14 protein-coding genes are annotated in these 15482 nt (G+C 42.5%); all 14 read right to left on the bottom strand.

The genetic code is table 11. From position 1 onward, the window contains the following. Positions 1-292: 292 nt before the first annotated feature. On the bottom strand, positions 293-1336 hold the full coding sequence (locus OAG1_RS21600) for a DUF2955 domain-containing protein (RefSeq protein WP_338622899.1): 1044 nt from the start codon (positions 1334-1336) through the stop codon (positions 293-295). After that, on the bottom strand, positions 1326-2435 hold the full coding sequence (locus OAG1_RS21605) for an HlyD family secretion protein (protein ID WP_338622901.1): 1110 nt from the start codon (positions 2433-2435) through the stop codon (positions 1326-1328). Before OAG1_RS21605 ends, OAG1_RS21600 begins: the two co-directional genes overlap by 11 nt. Positions 2436-2515: 80 nt before the next feature. Next, complete coding sequence (locus OAG1_RS21610) at positions 2516-4243, bottom strand: FAD-dependent oxidoreductase (RefSeq protein ID WP_338622903.1); 1728 nt, start codon at positions 4241-4243, stop codon at positions 2516-2518. 81 nt (positions 4244-4324) lie between these two features. Then, the gene (locus tag OAG1_RS21615) at positions 4325-4786 is read right to left on the bottom strand and encodes a hypothetical protein (RefSeq protein WP_338622905.1); all 462 of its coding nucleotides are present in this window, start codon (positions 4784-4786) and stop codon (positions 4325-4327) included. 333 nt (positions 4787-5119) lie between these two features. Further along, complete coding sequence (locus OAG1_RS21620; RefSeq protein WP_338622907.1) at positions 5120-7867, bottom strand: cation-translocating P-type ATPase; 2748 nt, start codon at positions 7865-7867, stop codon at positions 5120-5122. Between the two features lie 104 nt (positions 7868-7971). After that, positions 7972-8649 (bottom strand): hypothetical protein, encoded by a 678-nt coding sequence (locus OAG1_RS21625; protein ID WP_338622909.1) that lies wholly within the window; start codon positions 8647-8649, stop codon positions 7972-7974. A gap of 491 nt (positions 8650-9140) precedes the next feature. Further along, the gene (mnmE, locus tag OAG1_RS21630; protein WP_338622911.1) at positions 9141-10505 is read right to left on the bottom strand and encodes a tRNA uridine-5-carboxymethylaminomethyl(34) synthesis GTPase MnmE; all 1365 of its coding nucleotides are present in this window, start codon (positions 10503-10505) and stop codon (positions 9141-9143) included. A 91-nt stretch (positions 10506-10596) separates the two neighbouring features. Further along, entirely contained in the window at positions 10597-12237 is a 1641-nt protein-coding gene (gene yidC, locus OAG1_RS21635) for a membrane protein insertase YidC (protein ID WP_016400273.1), read from the bottom strand. Between the two features lie 8 nt (positions 12238-12245). Next, the gene (gene yidD / locus OAG1_RS21640; RefSeq protein ID WP_152785067.1) at positions 12246-12500 is read right to left on the bottom strand and encodes a membrane protein insertion efficiency factor YidD; all 255 of its coding nucleotides are present in this window, start codon (positions 12498-12500) and stop codon (positions 12246-12248) included. Then, on the bottom strand, positions 12470-12823 hold the full coding sequence (gene rnpA / locus OAG1_RS21645; RefSeq protein WP_338622914.1) for a ribonuclease P protein component: 354 nt from the start codon (positions 12821-12823) through the stop codon (positions 12470-12472). Before rnpA ends, yidD begins: the two co-directional genes overlap by 31 nt. Positions 12824-12827: 4 nt before the next feature. Further along, a complete protein-coding gene (gene rpmH, locus OAG1_RS21650; RefSeq protein ID WP_016400276.1) occupies positions 12828-12962 on the bottom strand; it encodes a 50S ribosomal protein L34 in 135 nt (44 codons plus the stop codon). A gap of 217 nt (positions 12963-13179) precedes the next feature. Next, a complete protein-coding gene (locus tag OAG1_RS21655) occupies positions 13180-13926 on the bottom strand; it encodes an amino acid ABC transporter ATP-binding protein (protein ID WP_338622917.1) in 747 nt (248 codons plus the stop codon). A gap of 2 nt (positions 13927-13928) precedes the next feature. Continuing rightward, positions 13929-14597: an amino acid ABC transporter permease gene (locus tag OAG1_RS21660; RefSeq protein ID WP_040306767.1), complete on the bottom strand. Its 669-nt coding sequence runs from the start codon at positions 14595-14597 to the stop codon at positions 13929-13931. Further along, entirely contained in the window at positions 14597-15355 is a 759-nt protein-coding gene (locus OAG1_RS21665) for an amino acid ABC transporter substrate-binding protein (RefSeq protein WP_016400279.1), read from the bottom strand. The genes OAG1_RS21660 and OAG1_RS21665 overlap by 1 nt, the downstream gene beginning before the upstream one ends. Positions 15356-15482 lie beyond the last annotated feature (127 nt).

The raw sequence follows: 15482 nt of genomic DNA on the forward strand, positions 1-15482 counted from the left end.
TCCAGTTATTTAAAATTGATTTACTTCAACCAACCGCGTCGTTGCTATCAGCATTCACAATGCTGGAAAGTTAAGTAGAGCAATGCGTATTCAGATTTATCACCATTGTGTTGGGCGATGATTAGTTTTTTAGCTTAAGCCTTTAAAGCGGTGAGTTAAATTAGCGGCCGGTTGAATGACATATACCTAATCACTTCACCTCTAGCTATTTTACTAACTACAGTTGATTATCATGGAGGCGGATTACTAGTATGAAGGCAGCTATACAGAGCCAAACCTTTTGGCTCGTAGATTAGGCATTTGTGCGTAACCAGCCAAGTGCCGTGAAAAACATAAAACTTAAGATGACATATAGATTTGCTAAAGCAATATATAACCAGCGTTCATAGAAAGCTAAGTCCATGTTGATACCCGTCGTATTTGTTAGGTCCGTAATCAGTAATAGTAAACAGCTAAAAGCTGATGCGTATAGTGCGCCTTGCGGAGAAGTAAAAACTTTTTTGGCGAAGCTGATTGCAACTAAAAACATAAGTAACAGATAAAAGCTGCTCATTGGTACTAACACCAATAACTCATAGATAACAATTGCAAGCACTCCGCCCATTGCATTTGCAAGCAAAATGCCGATGCAAGAGCGCAGGCCTTTTGTTAAGGAAACATTTGGGGCCAGTATTCCAACATAGATAAGAGTAAGCATGGCTGCTTGATGGTCGAACATTAGAAAGAACACCAAGAGTGGAAGCACTATTACGGTGGTTAATAATGCTACCCGGTTAGCATTAGAATGTGCAGCTGGCTGTGCTTCACTTGATTGGTTGTTAATCAAGGTGTTGGGCGGAATTAAGAGGTACATGATTGCAGAAGATAACATGGCTAGTGAGTAGGCGAGGCAAACTCCTAGCGCCGTCTCCATGCTAAGTTGAATATCTAACATCGCCAAGCTGGGATAGGTGAGTACCGACATCAACAATAGCACTGTTGTTAACAAATTAGTGCCGTGAGCTGCTTTGTAGAATATCCCGTATAGTAAACCTCCCATGATAATGATGGTTACTAAAGGAAAGGGCTCCACCAAACGAACCAATATTAGCCCTATTGCCAATGAAAATAGCATCGTTCTTCCGAGCATGAGGTGGCTACGTAAGGAAAGTGGCCGGGCGTTAGGGCTAAGTAGTAGTGTTACCAAAGTAGGCGTGATGTAGGCCATTTCCCATTGAAACATGACCATTACCAAGATAGGAATGAAAACACCCAGCGCATATCTCAGTATTTGTCGCTCATATTCTCTACATAGAATAGCTGGGCACTTGCTTGCCGAGTTTGAATTAATAGACATAACTAAGCACACCCATTAACCGAATGTACAACTTACCGAGTAGCTTCATTAGTCCGCTATCTGAGGTATATACAATAACGTCAACTTGGCCTCCTTCTCGACGCACTCCTTTAGGAATATCTTCAGCAAAGTCGATAATTACTGGAAAGCGTTGCGCTTCTCTAAGCCAACCCGTTTTTTGTATAGGTGTTTGCAGGCTACCAACTTGATTAGAAGCTTCAAATTCAACGCCAAAACTAATCGATTTAACCCGCCCTTGATATATTTTTCCAGGAGCCGAATCAAATACCATTTCTACCTGGTTGCCAGGTTTTAGGTTTGATAGGCTGTTCTCTCTTAGGTAGGCCTCTAACCAAATATCTTTGGTCGAGATATAACTCATTAGTGCTTGTCCCGGGTTAACATAAACTCCAACGTCATATCGCACATTGGATATCAGCCCTAATCGAGGAGCTCTAACAGTGGTATCTTCTAGATTCACTTGGGCTTGAAGTAACTCGGTTAGTGCCTTTTTGATTCGTGGGTTTTCATCTCCACTAATACCTGCATCTAGTTTGGCTTTTTCTAGTTCAGCGGACATTTTATCAACATGCGCTTGGGCGTTACTTAGTTTGCTTGCAGCTTCGTCAATTTCTGCCTGAGATACATATCCTTTATTGCCCATCGCGAAAATGCGTTTCGATTGCACGTTGGTGAGCTTATGGCTTGTTACGGCTTCTGCTAACCGAGCTTGTGCAGTTGCAACGCTGGCTGTTTTGATGCCTATTTCTTGGCCTGCAAGTTCTAGCGATGCTTCCGCTTTATTTACCGCAAGTTGGTAGCGCTCGGGATCAATTCGAGCAACAACCTGACCTTGTTGGACGACTTGGTTGTTTTCTACCAATAAATCCACGACTCTCCCAGCTACAACAGGTGACAGTGGAACAACATAAGCTCGAGTGCGAGAGTTATCTGTGAAAGGGGTGACGCGGTCTGCAATGAGATACCATGTTAGTAAAAGTAAACATAAGCTGGCAATCACTAGGGTAAGTATTTTTAGAGGTGTTTGAGAATCGCTTTGACTTAGCTGATTGTTATTAGAGTCTGATTGCTTACTCATTATTTGCTCCCAGAATATTGGTGAAAGGGCAGGCGATGAAAATTATTGTTAAGTCATAGCCTGCATGACAAAGATAAGCGTTAGCTTTTTAGTCTTTTCTCTAGCGTCCCAACACAATCAGTGCAATTGCCTACTAGAATATTTTTGCGATGTGCGTTGTTATAGCGCATGACTTCTTCGTAAGTTTTTACAAACTCATAACTACCTGCAATGTTAATGGCGTTATACCCCTTAGCTTGCAGCATTAGCGTCATGTTGTAGCTACGTTCACCTGTGCGACAGTGCAGATAGACTGGTTTTGACTTGTTTAGTGCGTCGAGGCGCTGGCGCAAGGTACTCATAGGTATGTTTACGGCGCCTTGAATGTGGCCAGCTCTATACTCAATTTCTTCGCGCACATCAATAACCTGCTCACCAGCCTCGACTAACTGGTAAACCTCGCTGAAACGTATCTGTTTGAATGCGCCGTCATTAAGGTTTGCTCCTACATAGCCAATTTTATTGACTACATCTTTGCCAGTACCAAATGAAGGCGCGTAACAAAGCTCTAAGTCCGACAGGTCTTCTACAGTCATTTCTGCTTTGATAGCTGTTGCTACTACATCGGCGCGTTTGTCTGGAGCTCCGGTACTTGCGAATTGCGCGCCTAAGATCTTTCCGGAGGTTTTTTCAAATATGAGTTTTGAGTACACCAAGTGCATACCGGGCATAATGCCAACAATGCCAGGAGGAGCTGCATAAACAACATCGTAATCAATTTCGCTGTTGGCTAGCATCTTTTCGGATAAACCGGTACTTGCGATATTCATGTTAAACAGCTTAACTACACCACTGCCAATGTAGCCTTTGTTGTTGATTTTTTTGCCTGCAATTCTGTCGGCAATTAGTCGTCCTTGTTTATTTGCAGGGCCAGCCATTGCTAAAGGAAAACTTTGATTAGTGAGTTGATTACGAACCAAGATGGCATCACCTGCAGCATAAACATTGTTAGCGGAGGTTTGATAGTTCTGATCTACTTTGATGTACCCGCGTTCGTTTAGTTCTATTCCAGAGCCTTGAAGAAAACCTGTAGAGGGTCTTACGCCAATGGCTAAAATCACGCCATCTGTGTTAATAGTTTTACCTGACTTAAGTATGACTTTATTGGTATCTAGTGCTTCTACTTGTTCTCCTATCACTACGTCTACACCATTGTTAACTAATTCTGCTTGACCAAAGAAAGACATCTCTTTATCTACAAAGGGAATAATTTGTTCAGAGCCCTCTACCAACGTTACTTCAATGCCTCGCTCTCGAAGATTCTCGGCGGCTTCCAAACCAATAAAACCACCGCCTACAACGGTTATGTGTTTAGGTCGTTTAGTTTCGATAAAAGTCATTATTTTTGAAACGTCAGGCACCGTTTTTAAACTGTAGTGGTCCATTTTTTCTAGCCCAGGCAGATTGGGAACAATAGACCCAGCACCGGGTGATAGTACTAGGTCATCATAGGTTTCATTGCTTACCTCACCTGTTAAAATATTTTGTACTTCTACAAACTTTTCCTGAGTATTTACAGCGATAACACAGCTGTTTACTCGAGCATCTATGTTGAACCACATCTTGAATTTTTGCGGGTTCATTAATATTAAGGTTTCCTCTTTTTCAACTTGCCCTGATATGTGATAAGGCAAGCAGCAGTTCGAAAACGAGACAACTGGACCACGTTCAAACATAATAATTTCTGCATCTTCGTTAAGTCTTCTTGAGCGAGCGGCTGCTGAAGCCCCTCCTGCTACACCACCGACTACAAGTATTTTTTTAGACATATCAATATCCTCGTTTATTAAAGTAATGTTGGTAATAAAATTTTTTGATTGCCGCTAATAGCTGTTATTAAAGAGTGGGAATCACCAGCTATGGGGATGTTTATCTAGTGCAAAGTAGATGCGGCCAATAGTAATTTCTGCGAGCATTATGCTTACAATCACAGCGATAAACGCTAGCAAGCCGTTAAGTAATCCATTGAATTCAACCGCTGCCCCAAACAGCCAATCTATTGCTTCTAACATGATAATTTTTGAGCCAAACAATATTCCCCAAGTCGCTAAGATGCGTTGAACTTTGGCTATTTTGTTTTGCTTATAACGGAAGTGTTTAGCAACTATATGCTCTGCTTTAATCGATAATTTGAGCAATAGCTGCAGCAATAAGGCTGCGCAAAAGGATATAGAGAAAGATTCGATGTATACCTTGTCCCAGTATTGGGCGAAAAAGTTAAGTACCGTAAGGTCAACTAATACAGCCAAGGTATATCCAATAAATAGGCGTTGAGGGGTATTTAGCCGGTATACATTCGTTAAGCTGCTCATCATGTTTTCCAATCTCTTTTGTTTAATTAGGGCCATGAGCCCTTAGTCATCTCTTGATGATTGGAATTTTAGAGGGATTGGAAGGGGGAATGAGGATACGGATTTAAGGTATCTAAAAAGGGGTTAATTGATATAGATTTGTTCCAAGCGAATTGACTGGAGTGGGTTGGGCAATTGTTTAATGTCTTGTATCGGGGAGCTAGTCAGCACATAGAAGTGTTTGGGGGATTCGTCTCTGCATAGAATAAGCAAATACAACTCCTTTAATTTGTGGAGTCATATTTGCTTACAATCAAAAAGAAGGGCGTATCAATAACAGGGAGTCGCGTTGACTTAAATGAATTTTAACTTAGTAACTTCTCTTACTGTCGACAATAGCAATGTAGGTATCGATGCCAAAATGATAATTGATCCTAGGTGAGTTAGGCTTAAAGCTTGTGTATTGAAAATCGCTTGACCAATGTTGCTATAGATAACGGCTAGTGAAAGCCCTGCAGATCCAGCAACAGCACCTAATAGCCACTTGTTACTTAGAGGGTTTTTTCTGAACAGGCTTGCAAAGCCCCGTGCGTCGAATAAATGCCAAAGCTGGGCAAATACCAACATTGCAAAGGTGGTGCTTTGTGCGTATGCCTCACTGTAACCAGCGCTCAAAACCATAGAGAAGGCTGCAAAACTAACCCCACCGAGCGCAAGTCCCCGAATAAGTATTTTAAGTCCTAGGCCATCACTGAATATACCTTGATCCCGTTTACGGGGCTTTCTTTGCATGAGATCTTTTTCTGCAGGTTCAACACCTAAAGCAAGGGCTGGTAATCCATCTGATACTAAGTTAATCCACAGTAACATCAACGGAGTTAAGGGAAGTACCATCTCTGGACCCATCACCAAGAAGGCGATTAAAATAACTGAGACTTCACCAACATTTGCTGTTAGTGCTTGGCGAATGAACTTACGTAAGTTATCAAAAATTTGGCGCCCTTTACGAACCGCTTTGACTATCGTACTAAAGTTATCATCCAGTAATATGAGGTCCGCTGAGTCTTTCGCTACTGAAGTACCTTCAATACCCATCGCGACGCCTATGTCTGCGCGCCTTAGAGCTGGTGCGTCATTGACTCCGTCACCTGTCATTGCAGGAACTTCGTTGTTAGCTTGCTGAGCTTTTACAATTCTTAGCTTATGCTCTGGACTCACGCGAGCAAAAACTGCAACCTCGGAGCATATCTTTTTTAACTCATGGTCATCCATTTCGTCTAACTCTGCACCGGTAACCACCTTATCCTCAGCCTTACGAATGATACCGATCTCTCGTGCTACCGCTGCTGCAGTTAGCGCATGGTCGCCGGTGATCATTACCGTTCGAATACCGGCTTTATAGCATGTGTCAATTGCGGCTTTAACTTCAGGTCTTGGCGGATCCATAATGCCGAACATAGCTAGAATAGTGATATTTGATTCAAGTTCTTCTTGAGTCAGCTCTAAATCTGCTTCACTAAGTGGCTTATAGCCAACCGTTAGGGTACGTAGCGCTTTATCTGCAAAATAGTTAATAGCATTTTGATAGTCTTCAATAATATGCTCATCCAAGGCTGGCGCTAAGGCCAAGTTGTTATTACAAGCATTTTGACTAATGTTCAAATCTTTGCCGTTGACCATGAATGCAGCAGACTGGCGAAGCATTACATCTGGCGCACCTTTTACCGCGAGAAAGTGTTGGCCGGTATTACTTTTTACGATTACTGAAGCCATTTTTCGCGTTGAGTCAAAAGGAAACTTCTTGATTACGCTATATCCTTCATTGTCTAGCAGTTCGCTACGATTTAAGCCAGCCTTAGCTGCTGCCACAATCAGCGCGCCTTCAGTAGGGTTGCCGCGCACATGGTAAGAACCATTTTCCAAAAGGTGCTCTGCATCGTTGCATAGTGTTGCAATCGTTAAGCCCAGGCGCATTTCTGGACTTTCCGTTACCGAACTTTGATGTTTAATCGGAGTAAACTCACCTGCTATATCAAAGCCTTTACCACCGACACTCCAGTAACGTCCTGAGGCATCATAGGTGTTCATCACTTGCATCTGATTTTGAGTCAACGTGCCAGTTTTGTCAGAGCAAATAACAGTGGTTGAACCGAGAGTTTCTATTGCTGCTAGTTCTTTGGCTAAGGCATTGTTTTTTGCCAACTTAGTTGAGCCCAAGGTAAGTACGATCGAGACAATCGTTGGAAGACCCTCAGGAATTGCAGCAACAGATAGTGAAATGCTCGTGTTTAATATCTCTAACCATGGCATTCCATAGAACAAGCCGATACCTGCGACCACCGCGACCACCGCTAATGCAGCAATCATTAGGGTATGAGCAATCGCATCCATACGAACTTGCATTGGAGTTTTGGTCACTTCGGTGTTGTTCATCATTTCGGCTATGTGGCCAACTTCAGTTTGCATACCGGTACGTACCACCAAACCAAGGCCATTTCCTGAACTAACCAGCGTGGTCATGAATGCCATGTTATTTTGGTCACCCAGACTTATATTTCCCTCAGGTAGGGCATCAACATGCTTGTTAACTGGCTCCGACTCTCCGGTTAACGGGGCTTCATCAATATTGAGGTTATTAGCTTCGATAATTCGAATGTCTGCTGGCAAGATATCTCCGGTGTTTATCTCCAATATGTCACCCGGAACGAGCTCGCGTGCATCAATAACCTTGGATTGACCATCTCTAATTACTGTAGCCTTTGGGCTGGCCATCTCTTTTAGCGCTTCCATACCTCGTTTTGCTTTGAGCTCTTGCCAAAAAGCAATTAATGCATTGATGATGATGATCACTGAAATAGCAGTACCATCTACTATGTGACCAGTCAGATATGACACTAAGGCACCGATTGCTAGGATTAAAATCAGTGGGTTTTTAAACTGCTCTACTAAAATTCTTAGGTTACTTTTACCTTCTGCCTCTTTTAATTCATTTTTTCCTATTTCAGTTAATCGTGTCAGAGCCTCTTGCTCGTTTAAACCAAAGGCAGTTGAAGAGCATTCTTTCAGAGCTTCATCTGCTGTTTTATTATGCCAATTAGTCATGTTTTAGATTCTTTGTTTGATTCTGATAGAAGACATTGGCAGCGAGTTAATCTCTGCCAATGGAAATAATAATGATGGCGCTGAATATCAGCCGTTATTAGGAGTTAAAAACCGTAGCTGTAAGTAATTGTTGAAAGGTTATCGTTGGCGTCGTATTGGTAGCTATAAGAAATACTGTGCTTATCTTTAAAGGTATAGCCAATGCTTGCTGTTACATCCCAGTCTGAAAAGCCACGGTGTCCGCCATCGTTTAATTCAATGTCAGAAAAACTATATTTGTATTCTGGGGCTACATTTAACCAAACACCGTTAGAAGCGTTATAGATTAGGTTAGCAGTAACGGAACCGTAATTACCCTTACCTGATGCATTAGCTTGCTTGTAGCCACCAATAGCCAACTCAGGTAAGAACATAAAGCCCTGATCGCTACCCTTTGCATAATGCACTCTTATTTCGGCTTCTTCTGCTTTGACAAGCTCACCTTTATGGTGTTTGTCAAAATCATAGGCAAGAGTGACACCAAAACCATTGCTATTAATACTGCTTAAGCTAAATGCATAGTCACCAAAGTTATCATCACCTTTATAGATGCCTAGCATGCTCCAGTTATCTGAGATCTTGGCATCAAATTGCGCTGAAAAGCTTGCATCATTATCGCCATAGCCAATAGATAGCCCACTGTATAGGCTGTATGGGTTTGCGAAGTTAACTTTTTCAGCGGCGAAAGAGCCAGTTGAAATAAGAGCTGTAGTAATTAGTGCAGCCAATTTTAGAGTTTTCATTACATTTCCTAGTTAAGTGTTGTTTTAAGTTTGGCGCCGCTTATTGGCACCGGACACGAGCAATACTAAGAATGAAAAAGGTGAGCAGCGTAGATTGGATAGATAAACGCGTGACAGTGTTTAATTTGACATGATTATTCGAAGTGATTAGAGCAGCTATCGATTAAATCGACGGGCTATGCAACTGTTACGCTAGGCAATAAATGTGTGTTTGGAATAGCAGTGTATCTGGGGGCTATAGTTATAACCATGACTTATATAATCGAGCGTGAATAAGAAATGAAGTTTAGCTAGCGAAATTAAAGGAGCCTCAATGAAGTAATGCTTTGTTGGGTATTACCGTAATCATAAATAAGCCGTTAAGCTCTTGTTTGGTCTGCTCTAAGTGTACGTTTTTCAATAGAAAATAACGGAAAATGTTGATAATCAATGAATAATAAAACAACTAAATTAGTAATTTATTTGTCGTTGATTACCTTTGTTTGCCCACTTTACTTTCCGATACAGAAACTGGTGAAAATGCGGCTGAGTAAATCGTCGGAGCTGAACTCACCGGTAATTTCGCTTAAGTGTTGTTGTACCAAGCGCAGTTCTTCGGCCAACAGTTCACCTGCTTGATAAACTTCTAGTTGGCTTTTGCCATTGTCTAAGTGTTCAGCTGCAAGTTCGATGGCGTTAAGGTGGCGGCGACGCGCCATAAAGCCACCTTCCATATTGCCTTGAAAACCCATGCATTGTTTTAGGTGGTCTTTTAGCTCTGCTAGGCCTAGCTCGGTTTTAGCTGAAATCTTATAAACAGGGTGTCCGTGATCCATCACTACGTCTAAGCTTTCGCCGGTAACATCGGCTTTGTTGCGTACTACTGTCATGCCCATATTAGTGGGTAGTTTTGCCACAAATTCAGGCCAAATTTTTTGTGGGTCGAGCTCCTCGGTGGTGGTGCCATCCACCATAAACAATACCCGATCAGCATTATTGATTTCTTCCCAGGCGCGCTCTATACCTATTTGCTCAACTACGTCTGCGTCATCACGTAAACCAGCGGTATCGATGATGTGTAGTGGCATACCGTCAATATGAATATGCTCGCGTAATACGTCACGAGTGGTTCCGGCTATGTCGGTAACAATGGCGGCTTGTTTACCTGCTAGGGCGTTAAGTAGGCTTGATTTACCGGCGTTAGGGCGGCCAGCTATCACTACTCGCATGCCTTCTCGTAGCAATGAACCTTGGCGAGCTTGGCTTTGCACTAAGCCTAATTCTTCAATAATGGCGTATAAATCGGCTTGTACTTTTCCGTCGCTTAAAAAGTCGATTTCTTCTTCGGGAAAATCAATTGCGGCTTCAACGTAAATACGTAGGCGAGTAACACTTTCAACTAAGCTATGGATCTTGTTTGAAAACTCACCCTGCAGCGAATGTAAGGCACTTTTGGCTGCTTGTTCACTAGTGGCCTCAATAAGGTCGGCAATGGCCTCTGCTTGGGCTAAATCGAGCTTGTCGTTTAGAAATGCGCGCTCACTAAACTCACCTGGGCGAGCCATGCGTAAACCATCTATTTGGCAAATTTCGCGAATTAGCATGTCTATTACTACTGGGCCGCCATGACCTTGTAGTTCTAGTACATCTTCACCGGTAAAGGAATTTGGCCCTTTAAAGTACAGTGCAATACCTTGGTCAAGCGTGTCTCCGCTAAGGCTTTTAAACGGTAAGTAATCGGCATAACGAGGAGCAGGGCACTTGCCTAATAGCGTTTCGGCTACTTGCTGGGCTAAAGGGCCAGATACTCTAATTATGCCTACACCACCACGACCTGGGGCGGTAGCTTGCGCCACAATAGTATCAGTTGAATTCATGCTCACTCTCTTTGCTCATTTCTGCTGAAAATAAAAAATGCCATTCAGCCTTCACTGAATGGCATTTTAGCATTGTTGCTAAACTTTGTGCTTAGCGTTTATGCAATCCTTTTTTCTCAAGGTTACGGTAGATGATGGTTTGCTGAATCAGCGTCACCACGTTACTCATCAACCAGTAAAGTACTAGACCTGCTGGGAACCATAAGAAGAATACAGTAAAGATTACTGGCATAAACTGCATAATTTTAGCCTGCATTGGGTCGGCTACGGTGGTTGGAGACATCTTCTGAATGAAGAACATACTCACACCCATCAAAATAGGCAGAATGTAGAATGGGTCTTGTACCGATAGGTCGGTAATCCAACCAAAGAACGGTGCATGACGTAACTCTACGCTCTCCATTAACGACCAGTACAACGCAATAAAGATAGGCATTTGTAGCAAGATAGGGAAACAACCACCTAAGGGGTTTACTTTCTCTTTCTTGTACAGCTCCATCATGCCTTGCGACATTTTCTGACGGTCGTCACCGTACTTCTCGCGAAGTGCAGCCATTTTAGGTTGCAGTAAACGCATCTTCGCCATAGAGGTGTATTGCGCTTTAGTTAGCGGGTACAACAAACCTTTTACGGTGAAGGTGATAAGAATAATTGCTACACCCCAGTTACCTACAATGCTGTGGAAGAAGGTTAGTAGTTTGTACAATGGTTGGGCAATAAACCATAACCAGCCGTAGTCTACGGTTAGGTCTAGGTGTTTTGCTGATTCAGCCATTTGCTTTTGTAGTTTAGGGCCAACCCATAACGAGCTAGTTAGGGTAGCTGTATCGTTAGGCGCAATGGTTTGTAAAGGCGCTTTGTAACCCATGAATACAAAACCGTTACCGCTGTTTGAATATAGCTGGTTGGTATCGCCTTCGTTTGGCAACCAAGCGGTTACAAAGTAGTGCTGCATCATCGCAACCCAACCACCAGTAGTGGTTTCATTTAGGTTAGATTTTTTGATGTCTTTAACACTGTACTTTGAGTAACGAGTTGATTCGCTAGAGTATGCTCCACCACGATAAACCGGCATTACCATGCTAGAGCTATGCTCTTTATCAGTTTGCTTAAGCTGGCTGTATAGTTGCAAGCTTAGGTCGGAGTCACTTTTGTTGCTTACTTGAAAGTCTACGTTTACGTCGTAGCTACCACGAGTAAGGGTAAAGTTTTTAGTAAATACGTTACCGTTTTGGTCTTGGTAGTTAAGTGCTACAACCAGTTCATCGCTACCATCAGCAAGTTCAAAGCTGTTGCTAGTTACTTGGTAAACTGGGCGGCCGTTGGCGCTGGCATCTGGGCCATCACGACCAATTAAGCCGCTTTGGGCTACATAGGTAAAGTTAGGATTTTCTTCTAACAGTACAAATGGTTCTGTTGAGTCTTCTTCTATTGGGTAGGCCAATAGTTCGGCACTCACTACATCACCGCCTTGAGCGCTAATTTTAAGCTTAAGAACGTCGGTAGTAACCGTGATTAACTGACCTGCAGCGGTAGCCTGCGTTAAGTCTGAATCGTCGTGAGATGAAGCACTGGCTGGCACATCACCATTTGCAGTAGTACCAGTTGCGGTAACAGTATTGGTAGCAGTAGTTACTACAGGCTGTGGGCCGTAGTCTTTTTGCCATTGCTGATATATAAGAAAACTTACAAACAGCAACCCAATTATCAGTAAATTGCGTTGAGATTCCATAATTTTAGTTAATCACTATTGGTTTTTTTGGAACCTGGAACCGGATCATGTCCGCCAGGATGTAGAGGATGGCATTTTAATAGACGTTGGCTTGCTAACCAACTACCTTTTAACACACCATGCAAATTAATTGCTTCAATCGCGTAATCTGAACATGTTGGCGTAAACCGGCAGCGCGGACCAAGCAAAGGACTTATCACGTATTGATAAGCCTTGATTGGCATAATTGCGATTATTCGCAACGGCGCGTTAGTCTTCGCCATGATTTCTCCAGAAGCTTGGTCAGGTCTTTATTATCTAAGTCTGAAATACCGTTCTTGGAAATAACCACTATATCTACTGCGGGCAACTTGTGCTGATGTAGACGAAAGCTTTCTCTTACCAAACGTTTAATTCGATTACGACCTACCGCTAGTTTAACGCTTTTTTTAGAAACAGCTAAACCTAGACGAGGGTGTTCTAGAGTATTGGATTTGGCAAGGATAGTGAGTTGGGGGGAACCCACACGAACGGGGTTGGAGAATACATGTTTGAAATGCATGGGAGTTAACAAACGTAACTCCCTGCTAAAAGAATGTCTTTGCACTTAATTATGCAGACAGACTTGCGCGACCTTTAGCGCGACGACGTGCCAAAACTTGGCGGCCGTTTTTTGTTGCCATGCGAGCGCGGAAACCGTGGCTACGCTTGCGCTTTAGTACGCTTGGTTGAAAAGTACGTTTCATATTTATTACTCTTGCTAGCTAGTTTTTTACTGTACAGTCGGTGCAATTAACCAAAATGGTAGGCGCACCGGGTAAAAAAGAGGCGAAATTCTAATCATTCACCTCTTCTAAGTCAAACGAAAAATCGCTTAATCTTAAATACTGTTGTGGAAAAGATCCTTTGGATCTTTGGCGGCATTATAGTGCTCCTATATATAGGTGCAACTAAACAATGTAATTAGCCGTGATTACGCTTAACGATACGCGATATAAACTGTTGAGTTCGTGGATCTTTCGGCTGATTAAACAGTTCTTCTGGGCTACCTTGTTCAACAATGGTTCCATCGCTCATAAATACCACTCGGTCGGCAACTTCGCGGGCGAAGGCCATTTCATGAGTAACAATAACTAATGTTTGTTTGCGTTCGGCCAGTTTTTTGATGAGTTCAAGCACTTCGCCAACCCATTCTGGATCTAAGGCTGATGTGGGTTCATCAAACAATATAGCTTGGCTGTGAGTAGCCATAGCACGGCCAATACCTATACGTTGCTGTTGGCCACCCGATAATTGGCTAGGGTAGTGTTTGGTTTTATCCGCTAGGCCAATATCTTTAAGTATCTTTCTTGCCTCGGCTAAGGCCTTATCTTTGGGTCGCTTCCAAACTGTGATCAACGCTTCAGCTATGTTTTGCTCCGCGTTTAAGTTGGCAAACAGCGAGTAATTTTGAAAGACAAAAGATAGTTTACGGCGCAGCGCGAGCACGTCTTTTTGTTGATGGTTTTGTGCATCTACTGTTAAACCATCTACGCTAATAAGGCCTGTATCGGGTTGTTCTAAGTAATTAATACAACGTAGGAAAGTAGATTTTCCTGTTCCTGATGGGCCGATGATCGCTACAACTTCGCCCTCTTTCACTTCTAAATCGATACCGTTAAGCACATTTTGCCCATCGAAGGACTTGCTTAAATTGGAGATTTTTATCATCGTTAATAAGCCTTCGATAGTCGCTGTTCAGCAAGGTTTTGTAGCTGAGTAAATACTGCAACAACTGCCCAATAGATAAGTGCTACTGCTAAAAATGCTTCAAAGAACTTAAAGCTACTAGACGCCTCCATTTGCGCTTTAGCCATTATTTCTGCCACACCTAAGGTAAAGGCCAAAGAGGTGCTTTTAATCATATCGATAAGATAGTTCATTAAAGAAGGCAGGGCAGTGCGTAGCGCTTGTGGAAGCACTACTCTGCGCAAAGCTTGCAATCGAGTCATACCAAAGGCGTAACAAGCGTCCCACTGGCTTTTATCAATAGAGTTAATGGCCGCTCTAATACTTTCTGCTTTATAGGCAGAAAAGTGCAAACTCAAGCCGATAACCGATGCGCTAAATGCATCTAAGCCAATCAGAATTGGGAATACCTGAGGTAAGCCGTAATACAAGATAAACAGTTGTACCAGTAACGGCGTACCGCGGAAGAATGAGATAAATACCACTGCAAATTGATTAAGCAGCGGCAACTTAAATACACGAAATAGAGCCAATACTAGTGCAAGCACTAATGCAAAAACGGCTGCAACTGCAGCCATTTCCATGGTGGTTCCCAAATACTTAAACAGTATTGGGAACAGCTCTAACATGTAACCGAAGTCAAATGTAGACATTATTTGGTGATGTCTCCGTCAAACCATTTTTGAGAAATTGCGCTTAGGCTGCCATCTTGCTGCATAGCTTCTAGGCTAGCGTTAACTTTAGCTTGTAATGCTTGGCCTGCTTCGTTGTTTTTGAATGGCATCGCATTCTCGATGGTTTCGAAAGGCTGACCCGCTAGCGCTAAGGGTAGACCAGATTTCTTGATAAGTGCTAACGAAGATACACGGTCCATAACAAATGCATCTGAACGACCCAATGCAACATCTTGCTCGATGCCTGTATCATAAGTCGCTATGTTAATTTGATTATCGGTGTCGTGTTTTCTTAATAGCTGCTCAAAGTTAGAACCTAGGTTTACTGCAACCTTTTTACCTTTTAAGTCGTCAATGCTAGTAATCTCGCTATTGCCTTTACGTACAACAATTTGCGCGCCATCCACCACATAGGGGTGAGAGAATAGGTATTTAGCTTTACGTTCGTCGGTAATAGTAATTTGGTTAGAAATGGTATCTACACGACCTGTCTCTAACATGCCAAATAGGCCAGAGAAGTTCGCAGTTACAAATTCAACTTTCCAATCATTACGTTTGGCCAGTTCATTCCAAACATCAACTTCAAAGCCTTGCAGCTGATCTTGTTTTACAAAAGTGAAAGGAAAATAACGACCAGACATACCTACTTTAACGGTATCTTGTGCAAATGCTGACCAAGGACTTAGGCTAACTAGCAGTAAACCAAGTAGCAATCGTGATTTATTTAGTAGTTTCATTTCTATTCTTCTGTATCTGTAGTTGTGTATGGGTAAAAATTCTAGTTCAGCCTCAGTAAATACACAAATACGCTGTGGTTATATCAAATAACTAAGCTGTTATCTGGCTCGGCGAATTTTATTCACA

Source organism: Agarivorans sp. OAG1, assembly GCF_037076485.1.
GTDB classification, from domain to species: Bacteria; Pseudomonadota; Gammaproteobacteria; order Enterobacterales; family Celerinatantimonadaceae; genus Agarivorans; species Agarivorans albus.

Excerpts from the sequence above, each read along its gene's own strand:
- OAG1_RS21605 (WP_338622901.1), bottom strand. The coding sequence starts at position 2,435 with ATGAGTAAGCAATCAGACTCTAATAACAATCAGCTAAGTCAAAGCGAT.
- rpmH (WP_016400276.1), bottom strand. The coding sequence starts at position 12,962 with ATGAAACGTACTTTTCAACCAAGCGTACTAAAGCGCAAGCGTAGCCAC.
- yidC (WP_016400273.1), bottom strand. The coding sequence starts at position 12,237 with ATGGAATCTCAACGCAATTTACTGATAATTGGGTTGCTGTTTGTAAGT.
- OAG1_RS21615 (WP_338622905.1), bottom strand. The coding sequence starts at position 4,786 with ATGAGCAGCTTAACGAATGTATACCGGCTAAATACCCCTCAACGCCTA.
- OAG1_RS21655 (WP_338622917.1), bottom strand. The coding sequence starts at position 13,926 with ATGATAAAAATCTCCAATTTAAGCAAGTCCTTCGATGGGCAAAATGTG.
- OAG1_RS21660 (WP_040306767.1), bottom strand. The coding sequence starts at position 14,597 with ATGTCTACATTTGACTTCGGTTACATGTTAGAGCTGTTCCCAATACTG.
- OAG1_RS21610 (WP_338622903.1), bottom strand. The coding sequence starts at position 4,243 with ATGTCTAAAAAAATACTTGTAGTCGGTGGTGTAGCAGGAGGGGCTTCA.
- OAG1_RS21620 (WP_338622907.1), bottom strand. The coding sequence starts at position 7,867 with ATGACTAATTGGCATAATAAAACAGCAGATGAAGCTCTGAAAGAATGC.
- OAG1_RS21665 (WP_016400279.1), bottom strand. The coding sequence starts at position 15,355 with ATGAAACTACTAAATAAATCACGATTGCTACTTGGTTTACTGCTAGTT.
- mnmE (WP_338622911.1), bottom strand. The coding sequence starts at position 10,505 with ATGAATTCAACTGATACTATTGTGGCGCAAGCTACCGCCCCAGGTCGT.
- yidD (WP_152785067.1), bottom strand. The coding sequence starts at position 12,500 with ATGGCGAAGACTAACGCGCCGTTGCGAATAATCGCAATTATGCCAATC.
- OAG1_RS21625 (WP_338622909.1), bottom strand. The coding sequence starts at position 8,649 with ATGAAAACTCTAAAATTGGCTGCACTAATTACTACAGCTCTTATTTCA.
- OAG1_RS21600 (WP_338622899.1), bottom strand. The coding sequence starts at position 1,336 with ATGTCTATTAATTCAAACTCGGCAAGCAAGTGCCCAGCTATTCTATGT.